This window comes from Vibrio thalassae (genome assembly GCF_900089835.1).
Taxonomy (GTDB): Bacteria; Pseudomonadota; Gammaproteobacteria; order Enterobacterales; family Vibrionaceae; genus Vibrio; species Vibrio thalassae.
Genome location: NZ_OANU01000064.1, coordinates 82,032 through 98,409, shown reverse-complemented (window position 1 = coordinate 98,409; position 16,378 = coordinate 82,032). Strand labels below are relative to the sequence as shown.

Here is a 16,378-nt window from a genome sequence, read left to right as displayed (position 1 = left end):
AGGTTATCGTTCATAGTGACAGAGGCAGCCAGTACTGCTCAAAAGATTATCGTGACATTATAACTGCTTATAATCTAAAGCAAAGTATGAGTAGGAAGGGAAATTGCTGAGAGCTATTCCCGCTAATACTGAAAGATCTAGCGAGTCTGTCTTGACATAGGAGCGTCAATGCTTACGTTGAGAGCTTCTTCCATTCAATGAAAGTTGAAGCGATCCAGTACGAGCCGATCATGACGCGAGACGAGATGCGCCAAACGCTCTTTGAATACATAGAGGTTGATTATAATCGGACAAGAAGGCACAGTGCTCTTGGGTATCTAAGCCCAGTTAACTTTGAAAATCAAAATGTCGCTTAATGAAGTGTCCAGTCTGGCTGGAGCAGATCAATACTTTATCTTTCAGATTCATAGTGTTGCTCCTCATTATGCTGCGAGACTAACACTCATAACGCACAGTTCCTAGAAAAATAAACCTTTAAAATACAGTACATTACCACACCTATAAATCGCCAATTTAAGGCCCCTAGAAACGCTCCTAAGCTTATTAAAACTTTCTCATCGGATGCTCTGTACTCGAAAAAAGTTTAGTGACTCTTATCAGCGATTAGGAGTTCTTTATGATCGTTCCGTACACATGAGTTCACGAAATACTTCAATTGCTTTAACTGAACGCTCGTTCCAAATCATTTTGAACGAACGCTCAAGATAAAATTAATAGCGGAGAAAATCATATATCATTGTTTTTAAAATTTTTTAAACTGTTGCTTTCTCCCATCGGTATCTGATTATGGACAGAGACGAGACAATGGCATACTCACCTTACAACAACTATGCGAGGTGGATAAATGCAAAACATGTTAAGTAAAACTAGAAAATCTGATATTTGGGTCGGATCCGAATGGGGAACTCTGAAAGAGGTAATCATTGGACGCGCCGACCAACTCGCCTACCCGGTTATCGGCAAGACCTTAGCCAGTCGCATGGGCATCTTTAATAAAGAAGATCGAGACAAAATTATGGTTAATAGCGGTCAGTCCTTTGCTGACGCCGATCCAGTTCGCTTTAAGAAAATTAATCAAGAAGTCGAAGATTGGGTCAAACTGCTTGAGGCTAGAGGTATTAAAGTACATCGTCCAAGATTACTAACCGAACAAGAACTACTTTACAAAGAATCCGGTATAGGTTCATTGTTTGTGAAAGATCCACTCTCAGTAGTTGGTAACATTGTCATCGAAGGTGCTAATCGCTTCCCAATGCGCCATAAAGATGTGTTTACATATCGCCACATTCTTAATGAACGTGTCGCAGGGACTGATGCTAAATGGGTCAATATACCAATGCCAGAAACAGATGTGGGGTGTTCGGAGGGCGGGCAAGGTCCATTTTTAACCGGTGGTGACATATTCGTTATGGGCAATAATAACGTGTTGCTGGGCTACAACGGTATTGACTCCAACATCAAAGGGTTACAATGGGCGGCAGATCTCCTGCATTCACAAGGTTGGACCGTTCACTTTGTCGAATATAGCCCAGAGGTCATGCACCTTGACTGTTGCTTGTCCTTACCTCGAGAAGGCTTAGCACTAGTCTGTCTAGATGCCTTCCCCCACGGCTTGCCAGATCTGATTAAAGACTGGGATATTGTCAATTGCACATTGGAAGAAGCTCGAATTGACGCCTGCAATGGTCTTCCGTTAGGAGAAGGGGTTTATGCCATGTCGACAGAGTTCAAACATATTGGTGACAAACTTGAAGCCAAAGGAATCGAAGTCCTCTATACCGATATGACCGAGACCAATCACGCCACTGGCGGAGGGATGCGTTGCAGTCATGCCGCATTGGTACGTGAAGACTAACCCTTTAACACGCATGAACAAGCACCTAGGGTTAGCCCGCTTTAGGGCTAACCCGAAGTTGACTAACGCTTTTCATACAAGGGGACATTCTCGCCCACAATGTATTTCTGTCTCAGAACACTCGAAACCTTATCCAGTCCCATGATGATGGCGACAAGAGCGAGCGTAATAAACGTCACCACATCCCAGTTCCACAAGCGCATGTTTTCCGCATAAACCAGGCCGATACCACCCGCGCCGACAAAACCTAGTACCGCAGCAGAGCGAGTATTCGACTCTAATTGATACAAGGTCAATGCAAGGAAGGTCGGAAACGACTGAGTAAAGATAGCAAAACGATGTTTCTGTAAATTGTTTGCCCCCAATGCGGTTAGGCCACGTGATGGCTTTTTATCTGCCGCTTCGTGACTCTCGGCATACAGTTTGCCGAATAGTCCCAAATCTTGAACAAACACCGCCATTACCCCCGCAAGTGGCCCTAAGCCCACTGCACGAACAAAGATCATGCCCCAAATCGCCATATCAATTCCGCGCAAAACATCAAACACACGACGCATAAAAGTTGCGATAATACGAAACGGTCCGGACATCACGTTGCGAGCGGCCATAAAAGATAAAGGCAATGCCACAAGGGATGCCGTTAACGTGCCGCCGAAAACAATCGCCAGAGTAATCGCTATCTGCTTAAAGTAATAGGCAAACGGCCAATCCCAGAAATCTCGCCATACAAACATATGTAGGAAATAACTCATGATTTTGCTATTGCCCATTTCAAACTGCTTTGAAGACACACCAAAGAAAGCAAAGAATAGGAAGTAATACACCACAACGCTGCTCGCGAGCACTGCAACGACGGTCAGATAGCGTTTTTGCTGCGAGAAAATCGCTTTATTTTCTTGCTTGATTTGCTCTAAGGTTAGCTCTGTCATTTTACATCTCCACTAATGACTTTTTTGCGCAGCACGCCCGACGCCATATCTATTAGTGCGACGACAATGATGATCAGCAACAGCGTAATACTGACCTGATCATGTCGACCCAAGCTGATGTTAGTCATCAGTTCTTGACCAATACCACCCGCTCCTACTAGACCTAGAATGGTCGACGAGCGAAAGTTAATTTCAAATCGTAAGAACATATACGACAGCACTGTCGGCTTAATTTGCGGCCAGAATGCAAAACGAAGTCTCTGCACTGGTGTTGAGCCACACGCTGTTAAACCTCGCACAGGTTTATCTGAAATAGTTTCGATGGATTCATAAAACAGCTTGGTCAGACTGCCAATGGTATGCAGCGTTAACGCCACGAAACCAGGAAAGGTTCCGACACCATAAGCCATCACAAACATCACCGCCCACGCCAGCTCAGGCATAGTGCGCAAGAAAGCAACAAAGGATCGTACAGCCACTCTAACAGGTGCAGGCGCATAACCATTACTAGCGGCTAAGAATGCCAGGATGATCGCAATGACTGATGACACTAAAGTCGCGGCAATCGCAACATTAATGGTTTCCCACAACAGAGGGATTTGAATAGGTAAACGATAGCCCCAGTAAATAAGCGAGCCCGGCACCGCACGACCACTCTCATCACGACTGGCGAATAAGACATCCCATGACAACTGAGGAAGTGTGTCGAAGATATAATCAAAAAGTGCAGGCGCGTTATGTAAAATGGTTGAAAGGCTAAACTCTGCATAGTGCCCAGAAAGCAAATAAAGCAGCATAAACATCGATGACCACATAAATGCATCCATCTTCTGCTTACGACGAACCTGTTGGTAATATTGTTCAAACTGCATGAAATTGACCGTAGAAGTAAGAAGCTGGCAGCAACCTGCCAGCGTTTAATTTAAGGGGGATTAACGCTGAGCGAATTTGGTCGCTTTAACTAAGTCGATAATTGACTGGTATTCAGCAACACTGGTGTCTTCTAGATGAAGTGACCCACCCGCCGCTTTGCTAAAGCAAGCGTTGTCTTCACGGTCCAGCTTCTTCACAGCAGCAACAAGCTTATCTTTGAAAGCAAGGTCTAGGCGATTACTAACAATCGTTGGGCCATTAGCAATAAGAGGCGATTCCCAAATGATGCGGATTTTTTTCATGAGGTCAGCATCGTGATCCATATAACGGAGCAACGCTCCAGCGCTATAGCCTTTATCAGCATCGCCCACCATCGAAGACCAAGTCACGGCTGCATCAAATTGACCGTTAAGAACGCCAACGATGTCTTGCTCATGTCCACCGGAAAAATTGACTGATTTGAAGAAGCCATCAAATTGGTTATCCATGTTTCCGCCCAATGCGTTTTCAAGCTGGTTATTTGGAATAAGAAAGCCTGAGGTCGAGTTTGGATCAGCGAAAGAAAACACTTTACCCTTTAAGTCTTCAATGGATTGGTATGGGCTATCTTCTTTCACCAAAATAACGGAATGATAACCGCGAGAGTTGTCGGTGTTATCCACCGTGATACCAACCAAGTCCACCGCGTTCGGATCATTAAGGTACACTTCTGCATACGACTTAGGTGACATATTGATAACCAGATCAATCTTTTCACCTAACAAGCCTTGAATCACCGCATTGTAATCACTTGAGTTGCGGATATTGGTTTTCACACCCAGCTCGGCATTGAGAAAATCAGCGACACATTGATTATCACCAATTTGGTCAGCTGCATTTTGGCCACCTAAAATGCCTAGATTAATTTCACTTGGTGCAGCTGCATTCGCGTTAAAAGTCATAGCAGAAGCCACAGCGATACCAATAGATAGAAGCTTTTTCATCACTTGTCCTTAAAAATTATTGTGTCCAGTTTTCCGATTGGATCAGTTGATTTGGTCGATCTCATCGCCATAAAGGCGATGTAAAACATCGTCATTGAGGCCAGAAGGGTGTCCGTCATAAATGACCTTGCCTTTAGCAAGACCAATTACTCGGGAGCAATACTCCTGAACCAGTTCAATTGAGTGAAGATTTACCATTACCGCCACGCCATCTCGGCTGACTTTTTGCAGCGCTTCCATAATGCGAACGGTATTTTTGGGGTCCAACGAAGCCACAGGCTCATCGGCAAGTAGGATCTTTGGTTTTTGCATCATCGCACGACAAATCGCCACACGTTGTTGCTGTCCACCAGAGAGGTTTTCTGCGCGTTGCAGTGCATACGGCAACATGTTGAGCCATTTGAGCAGTTGGATAGCGTGGGCTTTATCTTGGTCGCTAAAGATTTTGAGCAAAGATTTGAGCGTTGAGGTATGACTCAAACGTCCAAGCAGTACATTAGAAATCACGTCCAAACGAGGCACCAGACAAAAGTCTTGGAAAATCATGCCGCAGTGGGTACGCCATTCGCGAAGTTCTTTTCGCGACATCGACAATACGTTGTCTGTTGATAGGTCTTTATGCACATTAAGGATTTCACCACTGGTCGCGGGGATGGTGCCATTGAGCGTATGCAACAATGTGGACTTCCCTGCCCCAGAGCGACCTACCACAGCAACAAACTCACCGGCGTGAAGTTCAAAACTGATTCCATCGAGAACCACTTTTCCTTGCTGATACGACTTAGTCAGAGTACGAGTTTCAAGAACTTTTCTACCCAGCTGTGGCGATGCTACTACTTCCGCATCCGAGACAACTGTCAGTTCAGGCATGGTCATAGCCATAAGTTTTATTCCAATCAATAGTAGTTATTGATTGAATATTAGAGCGTGGGTTTTTGACGAATTCAGGATAGTTTTGTGACTAATTTATGAACAAGCAAAGTGCAACATTACATAAAAATACGTCAATAAATTCTTGCTAATCAATATATTAGATGCATAAAACCTAGCAGCTATTAGAGCGCGTTAATGACAACTTAAGTTACTAATTTTACCCACAGGAGAATCATTTGACATCAACACAACCCATCCTTGGGCAAAAAGGCACTCTATTTTTTCTCGTTATTATTAGTGCATTTCCACCATTGACGATTGACCTTTATCTGCCAGCTTTGCCTACTATGGTCGATATATTTAGCACCACAGAATCAATGGTCAACCTCACGTTAAGTAGCTATTTCATTACCTACGCGATTGGTCTTTTATTCTGGGAGCCGCTGAGTGAAAAATTTGGCCGCAAACCAATTTTATTGATAGGCATTGGAGCTTACATGCTTGCCAGTATCGCCTGTGCGTTGGCTGGAAGCATTGAGCACCTTATTGGCTCAAGAGTGCTACAAGCGTTTGCTGGCAGTGCCATTACTGTCGTCTCTACCGCCATCGTCAAAGATATGTTCGAAGGACGTGAGCGCGAGAAAATTATGGCCACTATCATGTCGCTTGTGATTATTGCGCCAATGGTTGCTCCCGTACTCGGTGCGTTTCTTCTCAAAGTCGCTTCATGGAGAATGATGTTCGTGACCTTGGCAGTATTTGGCGCGTTTGCCTCCATCTTAGCCCTGTGTTACCGCGAAACACTGCAAAGTCAGTATACCGGCTCTTTGGCTCGCTCTTGGACTCGACTTGGCGTGGTAATGACGAATCCAAGATTCGTGATGCTGCTGTGTATTTTCTCTATTGCACCCATGGCGCTTATGGCCTTCTTAGCGGCAGGTTCGTACATTTACATCAACGGTTTTGGCCTAACTGAGCAAGAGTTCAGTTATTACTTTGCTTTCAATGCCATGTGCGCCTCTTTAGGCCCTGCTATTTACATGAAGTTATCTCGTCATATTTCAGTGCAAAAAGTGATTACTTTGTGCTTTTGCATTTTAGCAATGATAGGGGTGTTAACGCTCACCATTGGTTCAACCGCACCTTGGGTCTTCGCATTGATAGCCGCTCCAGCGACGCTAATGGTGATTATGATGCGAGTGCCTGGTACCAACTTGATGCTTGATCAGCAAGACAAAGACACCGGCTCTGCTGTGGCATTGATTCAATTTTTTGCCATGATTTGTGGCTCTGCTGGCATGTTGCTGGTTTCCATGCGTCCCGACGCACTCATCGCCAATTTAGGTATGATTCAGCTCTCAATCGGCATTGTGGGTGGTCTATTATGGTTTGTGGTTCGCAATCGAGCATTTGTCACAGACAAACTGGTGAAAAGTCACTAGTAATCATCCGAATCAGAAAGGGGCAAACGCCCCTTTTTTGTGACTTCTCATTGCAACAAAATCCAGACCCTTTAAGCTAAAACGCACAGCCTCAGACAAATTCGGAAACTACTAGATAATGAAATTATTGATTTTTCTTGGCTCTGTAAGAGAAAGTACCCCACCTCGCCCGGCACGACTGGGCGCAAGAGTCAGTGACGCGTGTCAGTCTCTGCTAATGCGCTTTTATCCCGAGGTTGATGTGGAAATCATCGACCCTCTTACTTTGAGTTTCGATGCGGTTTTTAAACCTGAATTTGCTTACAGCCGAAGTAAAGTGCCAGAAGACCTAAAGCAACTGGCAGCGAAGATTGAGCAAGCTGATGGCTATGTGATGGTTTCACCCGAGTACAATCACTCTATGAGTCCAGCACTTGCACACTTGCTTAACCATTTTGGCAGCTCGCTATTTTCTTATAAACCCAGTGCGATTGTGACCTACTCTGCAGGACAATGGGGCGGTGCTAGAGCAGCCATTTCAATGCGAACGTTTCTCTCTGAACTAGGCTGTTTACCCGTCTCTGCCATGATTCATATTCCCAATGCTGCTAGCGTATTCAATGAAAAAGGTGAGGTGCTAAACGAAGCATCTCAACAAGAGTGGGATAGCTATATGAATCGAACGCTAGCTCAGCTTATTTGGTGGGCGGAAGGTGCCAAAGTTCAGCGCAGCGCCAGCGATCCAGCCGAACTTATTCAGGCATTTCAACGCGATCCTTCACAGAGGAACGCGCCAAAATAGTCAGCACTTGAGGCTATTTTTTGTACTTATGCAAAATCGCCTTGGGTATATGGCAATAATCATTGGGGTGAAGCGTGAGCCGATCTTGATGTTCATCATCACTCTTGACGTAATTACTAAGCGGCAACACCTCGACCACGATTTTATATGCATCAGAGCGCTTATCAATATGGTTTCTCACTCGCTGAAGATGCTCTGGGTTTACACTGTAAACTCCAGTGCGGTACTTCTCTCCCACATCAATCCCTTGTTTGTTTAAACTATAGGGGTCGATGATTTCAAAAAAGAAATCCATAAGCTGCTCAATTGACACTTGGCTCGCATCAAATTGAGTTCGCACGCACTCAGCGTATCCATCGTAATCACACTGCGTAGTATCTTCACTGCCATTGGCTCTGCCCGCCTCAGTATGTATGACTCCGGGCAAATGCCGCATAAACTCTTGAACACCCCAAAGGCAGCCACCAGCGAAAACTATCTCTTGCATCGTAAACTCAATCATCCGCATTCCGAATCGTTGGTTACTCTAGCAGATTTCTACCGCTATCAGCTCCAACTTGTTGTTAAAGCAATGCAGACCCACCACTCTTCAACCCAGATATTTTTAATATCGGGCCAACCTGAGATAGTCATGAAAACATCCTGCAACTGATTATTGAATAAAGCTATATTGGCATCAAATTACTGGTTAGATATCTGAGTTTTTACCGAGAATTCGATTGTTCATACTGTAACCACTCACCCTGATGACAAGCGCGAGAATACTTTATGTTATTCGAGTCAATTAAGATAACAACCGTAGCAAGCTTTTATTAAGACGTCGTTCCTATCACCAAATTGGTTATGTTCAAAAAAGGTCTGACATGTGTTAACAAATAGTGAATTCCTTTGTAATAAATGATTTTTATTGATATAAATATCAACAAATGATTTACGGAATAGATAATTAACATAAGCCGTTGTGATCATCGTAATTAATTACTTTTGGGACGTAAAGCTTACAACCATATGATGTCTGTAAAGTAGTACTTATTCATTCAATCGGTGAGGAGCTGTTTCATAGTGGACTCAGTATCTTTGTCAGCTGTTATAGCTATCATCGTCATGGAGTTGCGGCGTCTGTACAAAAATGCGCCTAACCAAAAGAAGATAATAATCCTAGCTCTGAAAGACCACAGCTATAGAGAGCAGATACGGAGCGTAATTAATGCCTTGACGCTGTGGTCATTGAATTAGGATGCGTTTGACATCAGGGGGATGAAACTATCGTCATCGAAACATTTAACAAATGAATAATTGCAGAGATGAAAGACAAATTAACAATCTCCATTTCAACCGTCAGCGGTTCAAAGCATTGGCAACTAAGCAAATGGATTTGCAGAAGTTTAAAAGGGTTGATCAGCATTAACATCGTCGCCGTTCTGGGAGGTGGCGCACTTATCCACCTTTTGGTCCAAGCTTTAGAACAAGAACAGACGAGACAAAAACACGCAGTCACTGAATCAAGATCGCTTGCTGGACAAGTCGAGGCCTTGCGAGAGCTAAACAATACTCTCGAAGATAATTTATACATCAAAGAATCGGAAATTCAGCAGCTGATTGAAGTCGTTGATAATGCTCAAGATAAGCAGAGAGCATTGTTAATCGAATCCAAAAGCAAGGAAGACCAGTTAGCTGACTTAAACAGCTTAAAGCGGGAATTGGAAAACGATCTAGCCCAAAGAGAAGAACACATTGCGTTGGTTTCTGATCGCCTGTCTGATTTGGAATTGGTTTTAGGAGTTTCTCAACCAAACGAGGGACAGGCGCTGGAGTCTCGCTTGGACACCGCAGCCATCTACTATAATGTCAGAAAGGAATTATTTACTCAGATTCCTAGTGGTTCACCAGTTGGGGAACGTCGAATATCGTCACAATTTGGTGAGCGGGTCCATCCTGTGACAAAAAAGCTCAAGATGCATCGAGGATTGGACTTCGCAGTAAACGTTGGAACATCGATTTATGCGACAGCAGATGGAGTAGTTGAAGCAACAAAGAAGAGCAATAAAGGTTTGGGAAACTTTCTGAGGGTTCAGCATTCATTCGGTTTTTCAAGCTCCTATTCACATCTAAATAGTTTCAATGTGAAGGTAGGTCAGTTTGTTCAAAAGGGCGATTTGATCGCCATTTCAGGAAACACTGGCCTCTCGTCGGGACCACACCTTCATTATGAGGTTCGTTTTCTTGGTCGAGCACTTGACCCGAAGCCATTCGTCGAATGGAATATGAATAAATTTGAACATATCTTAACAGAGGTACGTGTAATAAAATGGGAATCTTTAATAACAGTAGTCGAACAAAGAGTCGCGCAAAGGCTGCAACACTCATCGCCAGAGGGTGTAATGTTAACGGACAACTCAAAATAGAAGGTAACATTCAGATTGACGGCAGCGTTGAAGGAACTATCACGGTTGAAGGTACATTAACGGTAGCAAAATCTGGGTATATGAGCGGTAACATTACTGCCGAAACTTTGGTGGTAAACGGCACTGTTGAGGGCGATTGCTATGTTGATCAAATTCAAATCCTCTCAATGGGCAGAGTTCGAGGCAAAATTTATAGTAACAACCTCACCATTGAACAAGGTGGGCAATTCTTTGGAGAAACGATAGAATTGCCAAATAGGGCTAATGACGAGACTTTGCTAGCTGAGCCTCCCTTTGACGAAAACGCAATTGAAAAGCTTGATGACCAAAGTAACTCGGGCGATGTAAAGAAAACAGCTTAGTGATTAACATAATAAAGATCAGGTCAATGGTTTTTGCAGAGTGTTTTGCTCAGTAACGAAAATAAAGCGCAGCTCTCGGTTGAGAACAGCGCTACGAAGATAACTTATTTGACCCTAAGCCGTTTCAGCTTGTTTCACAGGAGCCGGATTGCGAATCAAGAAATCAAATGCGCCCAAACTTGCTTTTGCGCCTTCACCCATTGCAATGATGATCTGCTTGTATGGAACGGTTGTCACGTCACCTGCTGCAAACACACCTTTCATGCTTGTCGCGCCGTGAGCATCTACTTGAATTTCTCCACGAGGTGATAACTCCACTTTTGTGCCTTTCAACCATTCGCTGTTAGGGACGAGGCCGATTTGTACAAAGATACCAGCGAGTTCAATACGTTTAATTTCATCCGTGTTACGATCTTTATATTCAAGACCTGTAACACATGTACCATCACCCAAAACTTCTGTCGTTTGTGCCATTGTGATGATATCGATATTCGCCATGCTGTTTGCTTTGTCGATAAGTACTTGGTCAGCGCGAAGTGTATCAGCAAACTCTAGAACCGTTACGTGTTCCACAATACCCGCAAGGTCGATGGCCGCTTCAATACCAGAGTTACCACCACCGATAACCGCGGTACGTTTGCCTTTAAATAGTGGGCCATCACAGTGAGGGCAGTAAGCCACACCTTTGTTACGATATTCTTGCTCACCTGGTACGTTCATTTCACGCCAGCGTGCACCAGTACTAGTAATCACGGAACGAGCCTTCAATACTGCGCCACTTTCTAACAAGACATGTGTGTAACGATCTTCGGTATCTTGAGCGTCAATGATCGTTGCCGCACGCTGCTCAGTAATCACTTCAACACCGTACTCTTTGACATGCTCTTCAAGGCTTGCCACCAATTTCGGGCCAGTGGTTGCTTTTACTGAGATAAAGTTTTCGATTGCCATCGTATCCATTACCTGACCACCAAAGCGATCAGCAACAACACCAGTACGAATACCTTTACGAGCTGCATAAATTGCCGCAGAAGAACCCGCAGGACCACCACCTACGACAAGAACGTCAAATGGTGCGGTATCATTAAGTTGGCTAGCTTTTTTCTCAGCAGCACCTGTATCGACTTTATTTAGGATTTCATTGAGTGACATGCGACCTTGACCAAACAGCTCACCATTAATGAAAACACTTGGTACTGCCATAATATCACGCTGCTTCACTTCGTCTTGGAACGCTGCACCGTCTATCATCGTCACGTTAATCAATGGGTTGATCGCTGCCATCATGTTGAACGCTTGCACGACTTCTGGACAGTTTTGGCATGATAATGAGATGAAAATCTCAACATCAAGTGGCGCGTTTAGCGCTGCGATTTGCTCAATCGTTTCTGCTTCTAGTTTGATTGGGTGACCACCTGTATGCAACAAAGCAAGCACAAGTGAGGTAAATTCATGGCCCATTGGCAAACCTGCAAAACCAATTGCTGTGCCTTTCTCTGGGTTAACTACGCGCATCACTGGCTTACGTGTGCTTGCAGAATCATCTCGAACTAGGTCGATCTTGCTGCTTAATGATGCGATATCATTAGCAAGAGACTCGATTTTGCTCGCAGTATCACTATCGTCAAGGCTGAGAACTAATTGAACTTGGGTTTTTACGTTTTCTAAATACGCTTTTAACTGCTGCTTCATTGCTTGATCTAACATACTGATACCTATTCTATAAGACTGCTTAACATCAGAAGGAATTAAAAAAGGGAGAAATAAAAAGGGGACCCTTTTGATGCTTGATTATTAACATGATGGTTTAAGGATGTACGCCCCCACTGTTAACGGCTAATGGTAGAAGCCATTAAAGTGACTGCGGGGCGTGCAACACGGACTCGATATTCCGCTTAAGCTAGTGTTTATTTGGGCTTAAACGTTAGCTTAGATTTTGCCTACTAGGTCTAGAGATGGTGCTAGTGTTTCTTCACCTTCTTTCCATTTAGCTGGGCAAACTTCACCTGGGTGAGCGGCAACGTATTGTGCTGCTTTCACTTTACGCATTAGGTCTTCTGCGTTACGACCAATACCTTCTGCTGTTATTTCCATTGCTTGGATAACACCTTCTGGATCAACTAGGAACGTCGCGCGGTCTGCAAGACCTTGACCTTCACGCATTACACCGAAATTGTTAGTGATTGTGCCTGTTTGGTCACCAACCATGTAGTAGTTGATTTTGCCAATTGTGTCTGAGCTGTCATGCCACGCTTTGTGTGTGAAGTGTGTGTCTGTTGATACTGAGTAAACTTCTACACCGCGCTCTTGTAGCTCTGCATAGTGGTCAGCTAAATCACCGAGCTCTGTTGGGCAAACGAAAGTAAAGTCTGCTGGGTAGAAGAAGAATACTGCCCACTTACCTTTCACATCTTGCTCTGTGATGTCTACGAATTCGCCTTGTTTGAATGCAGTTGCTGAAAATGGCTTGATAGTTGTGTTGATCATAGTGGTTACTCTCTCAAAGTGTTCGTGTTGTTTGTTTTAGCACTGTCCTGCGCCGATGTGTGTATATTGCAATGAGAGCGTATTTTTTAAAATTCGTCCTTTCCTATCTATTTGATAGGGATTTCCTATCAAAGTATGCCGCAGGGTAAAAATAATAAGCCAACTCTATCGAGCTGGCTTATTAAAGCATCACAAACAGCACTAGCCATAGGCTACACTTGGGAACCAAAGTACCAGTTGTGGCCAAACGACTAAACAGATTAGGGCGATTAGCTGGATAGCGATAAAGGGCACCACTCCACGATAAATATCTTTAAGTGCCACCTCGTTTGGACAAACGCCTTTCAAGTAAAAGAGTGCGAAACCAACTGGCGGGGTCAAGAAGCTTGTTTGCAACGCCAAAGCCACTAACATCACAAACCATACTAAGCTAGGGTTATCCACCACACCGTGTCCATCTAACTCAATCCCTAAGCTGGCGATGACAGGCGCCAATAGTGGCAGTGCAATCAAAGTGATCTCAATCCAATCAAGGAAAAACCCTAACAAAAACACGATGAATAAAATAAACGCAATGATGCCATATGGACCAAATGGTAAACCGCTTAAAAACGACTCAATTAACTCATCACCGCCGAGCTCACGCAACACTAGAGCAAAACAGGACGCACCCAAGAAAATCATGAAAATGTACGCCGTTGTACCATACGACGCCAATAACACTTCTTTGAGTACCTTTAGATTGAGCTTCTTGTTGTACGCTGCTAACAGCGTTGCCCCCAAGCCACCAACACCAGAGGCTTCTGTTGGTGTTGCAATACCCGCAAAAATAGAGCCGAGCACGCAAAAAATCAGCATGACGGTAGGGGTAATATCTTTAAATACTTGAAGAATCAAACGCCAATCGACAGGCTCGATATCTTCCGGCAGCGGCGCTTTATGAGGATTCATTTTTCCTACCACCAGTATGTATAAGATATACAAACTGCCAAGAAGCAGTCCCGGCATAATGGCTCCCATGAAGAGATCACCGACGGACAAACCGAGCTGATCTGCCATGATCACTAACATGATTGAAGGGGGTAGTAATATTCCCAAGGTGCCTGCAGAGGCAACCGTGCCCAACGCCAACGGCAAGTGATAACCCTGACGCATCATGCTAGGCAACGACATCACCGTCAGCAGTACCACAGAGGCCCCTATAATGCCGGTGGAAGCTGCCAGTATGATACCAATAGCCATGACTGTAATAGCTAATCCACCGTGCACTTTACCGAACAGGGCTTGCATCGAAGTCATCAGCTTTTCCGCGATACCCGATTTATCGAGCATATTTCCCATAAATATAAACATGGGCAAGGCGACCAAGATCCAGTTGTCCATGACCTTATAGATACGGTTGACCACTAACCCTAAACTGGTGTAATCAAGCCCTGTAAAAGTGTCCAAATATAAATCGGCAAAATATCCAACGGCCGCAAAAATTACACCTATCCCACCAAGCACATAAGCCACAGGTATGCCGGTAAACAGCAGCAGGATAAACGAGCCAAACATGGCGATGACCATCCATTCATTTGCTTCCATAATTCGCTCCTTTCGAGGATTCTCCAGTAAATATGGTCTCTAGACTGCGAAGAATTCGTGCCACCATCGACAGGAGCAATAAGCTAAAGCTCAATGGAATCACACTTTTGATCAACCAGCGATAAGGCAGACCGGATGGGGAGGCCGAGCTTTCATTAACCCGCCAAGATTCATAAGCGAAATCGTAAGCGTGTAGAATAACGATCAGCACAAATGGTATAGCCAAAAAGAGTAAGCCGAATAAGTCGACCCAAGCTTTAGTGCGCTCAGAAAATTTGTGGTAAAACAAATCCACTCGAACATGAAGATTGGAAATCTGCGCATAGGCAACGCCAAACATAACGGCTGTCGCGTACAGGTGCCATTGCAATTCTTCTAGGGCAATTTGACCATTGGAAAACACTTTGCGAAGAATCACCTGAGTGATGATCACCGCCACCAAAACAAGGTTGGCCCAAGCAAGCGCTTTGCTTATTAAGGTAATAAAACGTTCAATATGAGAGTACATAGGGATGGTTGGGGTAGAACATAACTCTTTGTTCATGGGTTGCTCCTTACAACATAAGCCGACCATAGTGCGTCGACCAATAGACCCAGTGAGATAAACATCACTGGGCATGGTCGCCCATCACGAACGATTACTGACCTTGTGTTTCACGCGGTAAAAAGCCATTTGCCGACCATAAAGCGTAGCCTTCTCGGAAAGTGCTTAAGTCACTCCATACCTTTTCAAAGAACGGGTCTGCCGCCTTTTTCTCTTCAACCACTTCAAGCCATGTGTTTTCGAATAGACCCAGCATTTCTTCATTCCAATAACGGATCTCTACACCGTTTTCTTTGGCTTTTTCCATCGCGGCAAATTGCAGTGCTTCCCCCTCAGCAATCGAGTAGGTCATGGTCGCCATACAGGTGGTTTCCACCGCAGACTGCTGAGTGTCACTCATGCTGTTCCATGTATCTTTATTAATGAGAAGCTCAAACACCGTTGATTGTTGGTGCCAGCCCGGGAAATAGTTGTATTTGGCGACTTTGTGGAACCCTAAGCGCTGATCAATAGCTGGCTGAGAGAACTCTGATGCATCAATCGCCCCTTTCTCTAACGCTCCAAAGATTTCTCCCCCTGGCAGCTGTACCGTACCGACACCGAGCTTCTCCATTACTGATGCGCCAAGACCAAAGAAGCGCATGTTTAAACCTTTAAGATCTTCAGGTTTTTCAATAGGTTTACGAAACCATCCCGATGTTTCTGGCGAGATGATCGCACACGGCATGACTTTCACGTTATAACCACCTTGATCGTACATCTCTTGATACAGCTTTAATCCGTTGCCGAAGTATAACCAAGCCATATATTCCCCAGCTTCTGGACCAAACGGGACCGCTGAAAAGAGTGCCGACGCGGGTAACTTCCCCTGCCAGTAACCAGCTGTTGAATAACCTGAGTTCACTTTACCTGTAGAAACCGCATCCAAAATCTCTGCTGGGTTAACTAACTTACCCGGCTCGTAAATCTTCATTTTGATAGTGCCACCAGAGGTTTTAGTAATGTGGTCGGCATACCATTGAATGGGCGTCCCCAAAGCCGGTAAGTGGCTACCAAACGCAATCGGTGTTTTTAGCAAGACTTTTTTGTCTGCTGCCTGAGCACCCACGGAAAGCGCAGTTGCAGACAACGTCAATGAGGTAGCGATGGCAACATTCTTAAGATTCATAACAGAGTTCCTTGTTAGTCTGAGTTCCTTGTTAATAGTGAGAAATGTGAACATCGCATTGCGAAAGTTGTTAATACGATGTTACATTT

15 protein-coding genes and 1 pseudogene are annotated in these 16,378 nt (G+C 44.4%); 6 read left to right on the top strand and 10 right to left on the bottom strand.

The features are described 5' to 3' along the window. Together VTH8203_RS25135 and VTH8203_RS16410 are read left to right on the top strand one after the other, a co-directional pair. Positions 1-356 (top strand): annotated as a pseudogene (locus VTH8203_RS25135) (IS3 family transposase); the annotation flags it as partial. A gap of 488 nt (positions 357-844) precedes the next feature. Continuing rightward, positions 845-1,855: an arginine deiminase-related protein gene (locus VTH8203_RS16410; RefSeq protein ID WP_096994637.1), complete on the top strand. Its 1,011-nt coding sequence runs from the start codon at positions 845-847 to the stop codon at positions 1,853-1,855. A 62-nt stretch (positions 1,856-1,917) separates the two neighbouring features. On the opposite strand, the gene phnE (VTH8203_RS16405) is transcribed toward VTH8203_RS16410, so the two are convergent. The 4 genes from phnE (VTH8203_RS16405) to phnC are packed head-to-tail and all read right to left on the bottom strand — an operon-like array spanning position 1,918 to position 5,522. Then, positions 1,918-2,784 (bottom strand): phosphonate ABC transporter, permease protein PhnE, encoded by an 867-nt coding sequence (gene phnE / locus VTH8203_RS16405; RefSeq protein WP_096994636.1) that lies wholly within the window; start codon positions 2,782-2,784, stop codon positions 1,918-1,920. Continuing rightward, complete coding sequence (gene phnE, locus VTH8203_RS16400; protein ID WP_096994635.1) at positions 2,781-3,656, bottom strand: phosphonate ABC transporter, permease protein PhnE; 876 nt, start codon at positions 3,654-3,656, stop codon at positions 2,781-2,783. Before phnE (VTH8203_RS16400) ends, phnE (VTH8203_RS16405) begins: the two co-directional genes overlap by 4 nt. A 60-nt stretch (positions 3,657-3,716) precedes the next feature. Next, a complete protein-coding gene (gene phnD, locus VTH8203_RS16395; protein WP_096994634.1) occupies positions 3,717-4,640 on the bottom strand; it encodes a phosphonate ABC transporter substrate-binding protein in 924 nt (307 codons plus the stop codon). Between the two features lie 42 nt (positions 4,641-4,682). Further along, positions 4,683-5,522 (bottom strand): phosphonate ABC transporter ATP-binding protein, encoded by an 840-nt coding sequence (gene phnC / locus VTH8203_RS16390; RefSeq protein ID WP_096994633.1) that lies wholly within the window; start codon positions 5,520-5,522, stop codon positions 4,683-4,685. Between the two features lie 227 nt (positions 5,523-5,749). On the opposite strand from phnC, the gene VTH8203_RS16385 reads away from it, so the two are divergent. After that, positions 5,750-6,955, top strand: a complete 1,206-nt coding sequence (locus VTH8203_RS16385) for a multidrug effflux MFS transporter (protein WP_096994632.1) — start codon at positions 5,750-5,752, stop codon at positions 6,953-6,955. 118 nt (positions 6,956-7,073) lie between these two features. Further along, positions 7,074-7,736, top strand: a complete 663-nt coding sequence (locus VTH8203_RS16380) for an NADPH-dependent FMN reductase (RefSeq protein WP_096994631.1) — start codon at positions 7,074-7,076, stop codon at positions 7,734-7,736. A 13-nt stretch (positions 7,737-7,749) separates the two neighbouring features. Here the strand turns inward: VTH8203_RS16380 and VTH8203_RS16375 are convergent, their stop codons facing one another. After that, on the bottom strand, positions 7,750-8,223 hold the full coding sequence (locus VTH8203_RS16375; RefSeq protein WP_096994665.1) for a peptide-methionine (S)-S-oxide reductase: 474 nt from the start codon (positions 8,221-8,223) through the stop codon (positions 7,750-7,752). A gap of 817 nt (positions 8,224-9,040) precedes the next feature. Here VTH8203_RS16375 and VTH8203_RS16370 point away from each other — a divergent pair. Together VTH8203_RS16370 and VTH8203_RS16365 are read left to right on the top strand one after the other, a co-directional pair. Then, a complete protein-coding gene (locus VTH8203_RS16370; RefSeq protein ID WP_096994630.1) occupies positions 9,041-10,141 on the top strand; it encodes a M23 family metallopeptidase in 1,101 nt (366 codons plus the stop codon). Then, the gene (locus VTH8203_RS16365) at positions 10,045-10,503 is read left to right on the top strand and encodes a bactofilin family protein (protein ID WP_096994629.1); all 459 of its coding nucleotides are present in this window, start codon (positions 10,045-10,047) and stop codon (positions 10,501-10,503) included. The genes VTH8203_RS16370 and VTH8203_RS16365 overlap by 97 nt, the downstream gene beginning before the upstream one ends. A 114-nt stretch (positions 10,504-10,617) precedes the next feature. Here the strand turns inward: VTH8203_RS16365 and ahpF are convergent, their stop codons facing one another. The 5 genes from ahpF to VTH8203_RS16340 all read right to left on the bottom strand — a co-directional run bounded on the left by ahpF (position 10,618) and on the right by VTH8203_RS16340 (position 16,289). Then, positions 10,618-12,210 carry an alkyl hydroperoxide reductase subunit F gene (ahpF, locus tag VTH8203_RS16360; protein WP_096994628.1) on the bottom strand — a complete coding sequence of 531 codons (1,593 nt, stop codon included), beginning with the start codon at positions 12,208-12,210 and terminating at the stop codon, positions 10,618-10,620. 222 nt (positions 12,211-12,432) lie between these two features. Next, positions 12,433-12,990 (bottom strand): alkyl hydroperoxide reductase subunit C, encoded by a 558-nt coding sequence (gene ahpC, locus VTH8203_RS16355; RefSeq protein WP_096994620.1) that lies wholly within the window; start codon positions 12,988-12,990, stop codon positions 12,433-12,435. A gap of 201 nt (positions 12,991-13,191) precedes the next feature. Beyond that, a complete protein-coding gene (locus VTH8203_RS16350) occupies positions 13,192-14,577 on the bottom strand; it encodes a TRAP transporter large permease (protein WP_096994627.1) in 1,386 nt (461 codons plus the stop codon). Beyond that, positions 14,564-15,121 carry a TRAP transporter small permease subunit gene (locus VTH8203_RS16345; RefSeq protein ID WP_096994626.1) on the bottom strand — a complete coding sequence of 186 codons (558 nt, stop codon included), beginning with the start codon at positions 15,119-15,121 and terminating at the stop codon, positions 14,564-14,566. Before VTH8203_RS16345 ends, VTH8203_RS16350 begins: the two co-directional genes overlap by 14 nt. A gap of 94 nt (positions 15,122-15,215) precedes the next feature. Further along, entirely contained in the window at positions 15,216-16,289 is a 1,074-nt protein-coding gene (locus tag VTH8203_RS16340) for a TRAP transporter substrate-binding protein (protein ID WP_096994625.1), read from the bottom strand. Between the last annotated feature and the right edge of the window lie 89 nt (positions 16,290-16,378).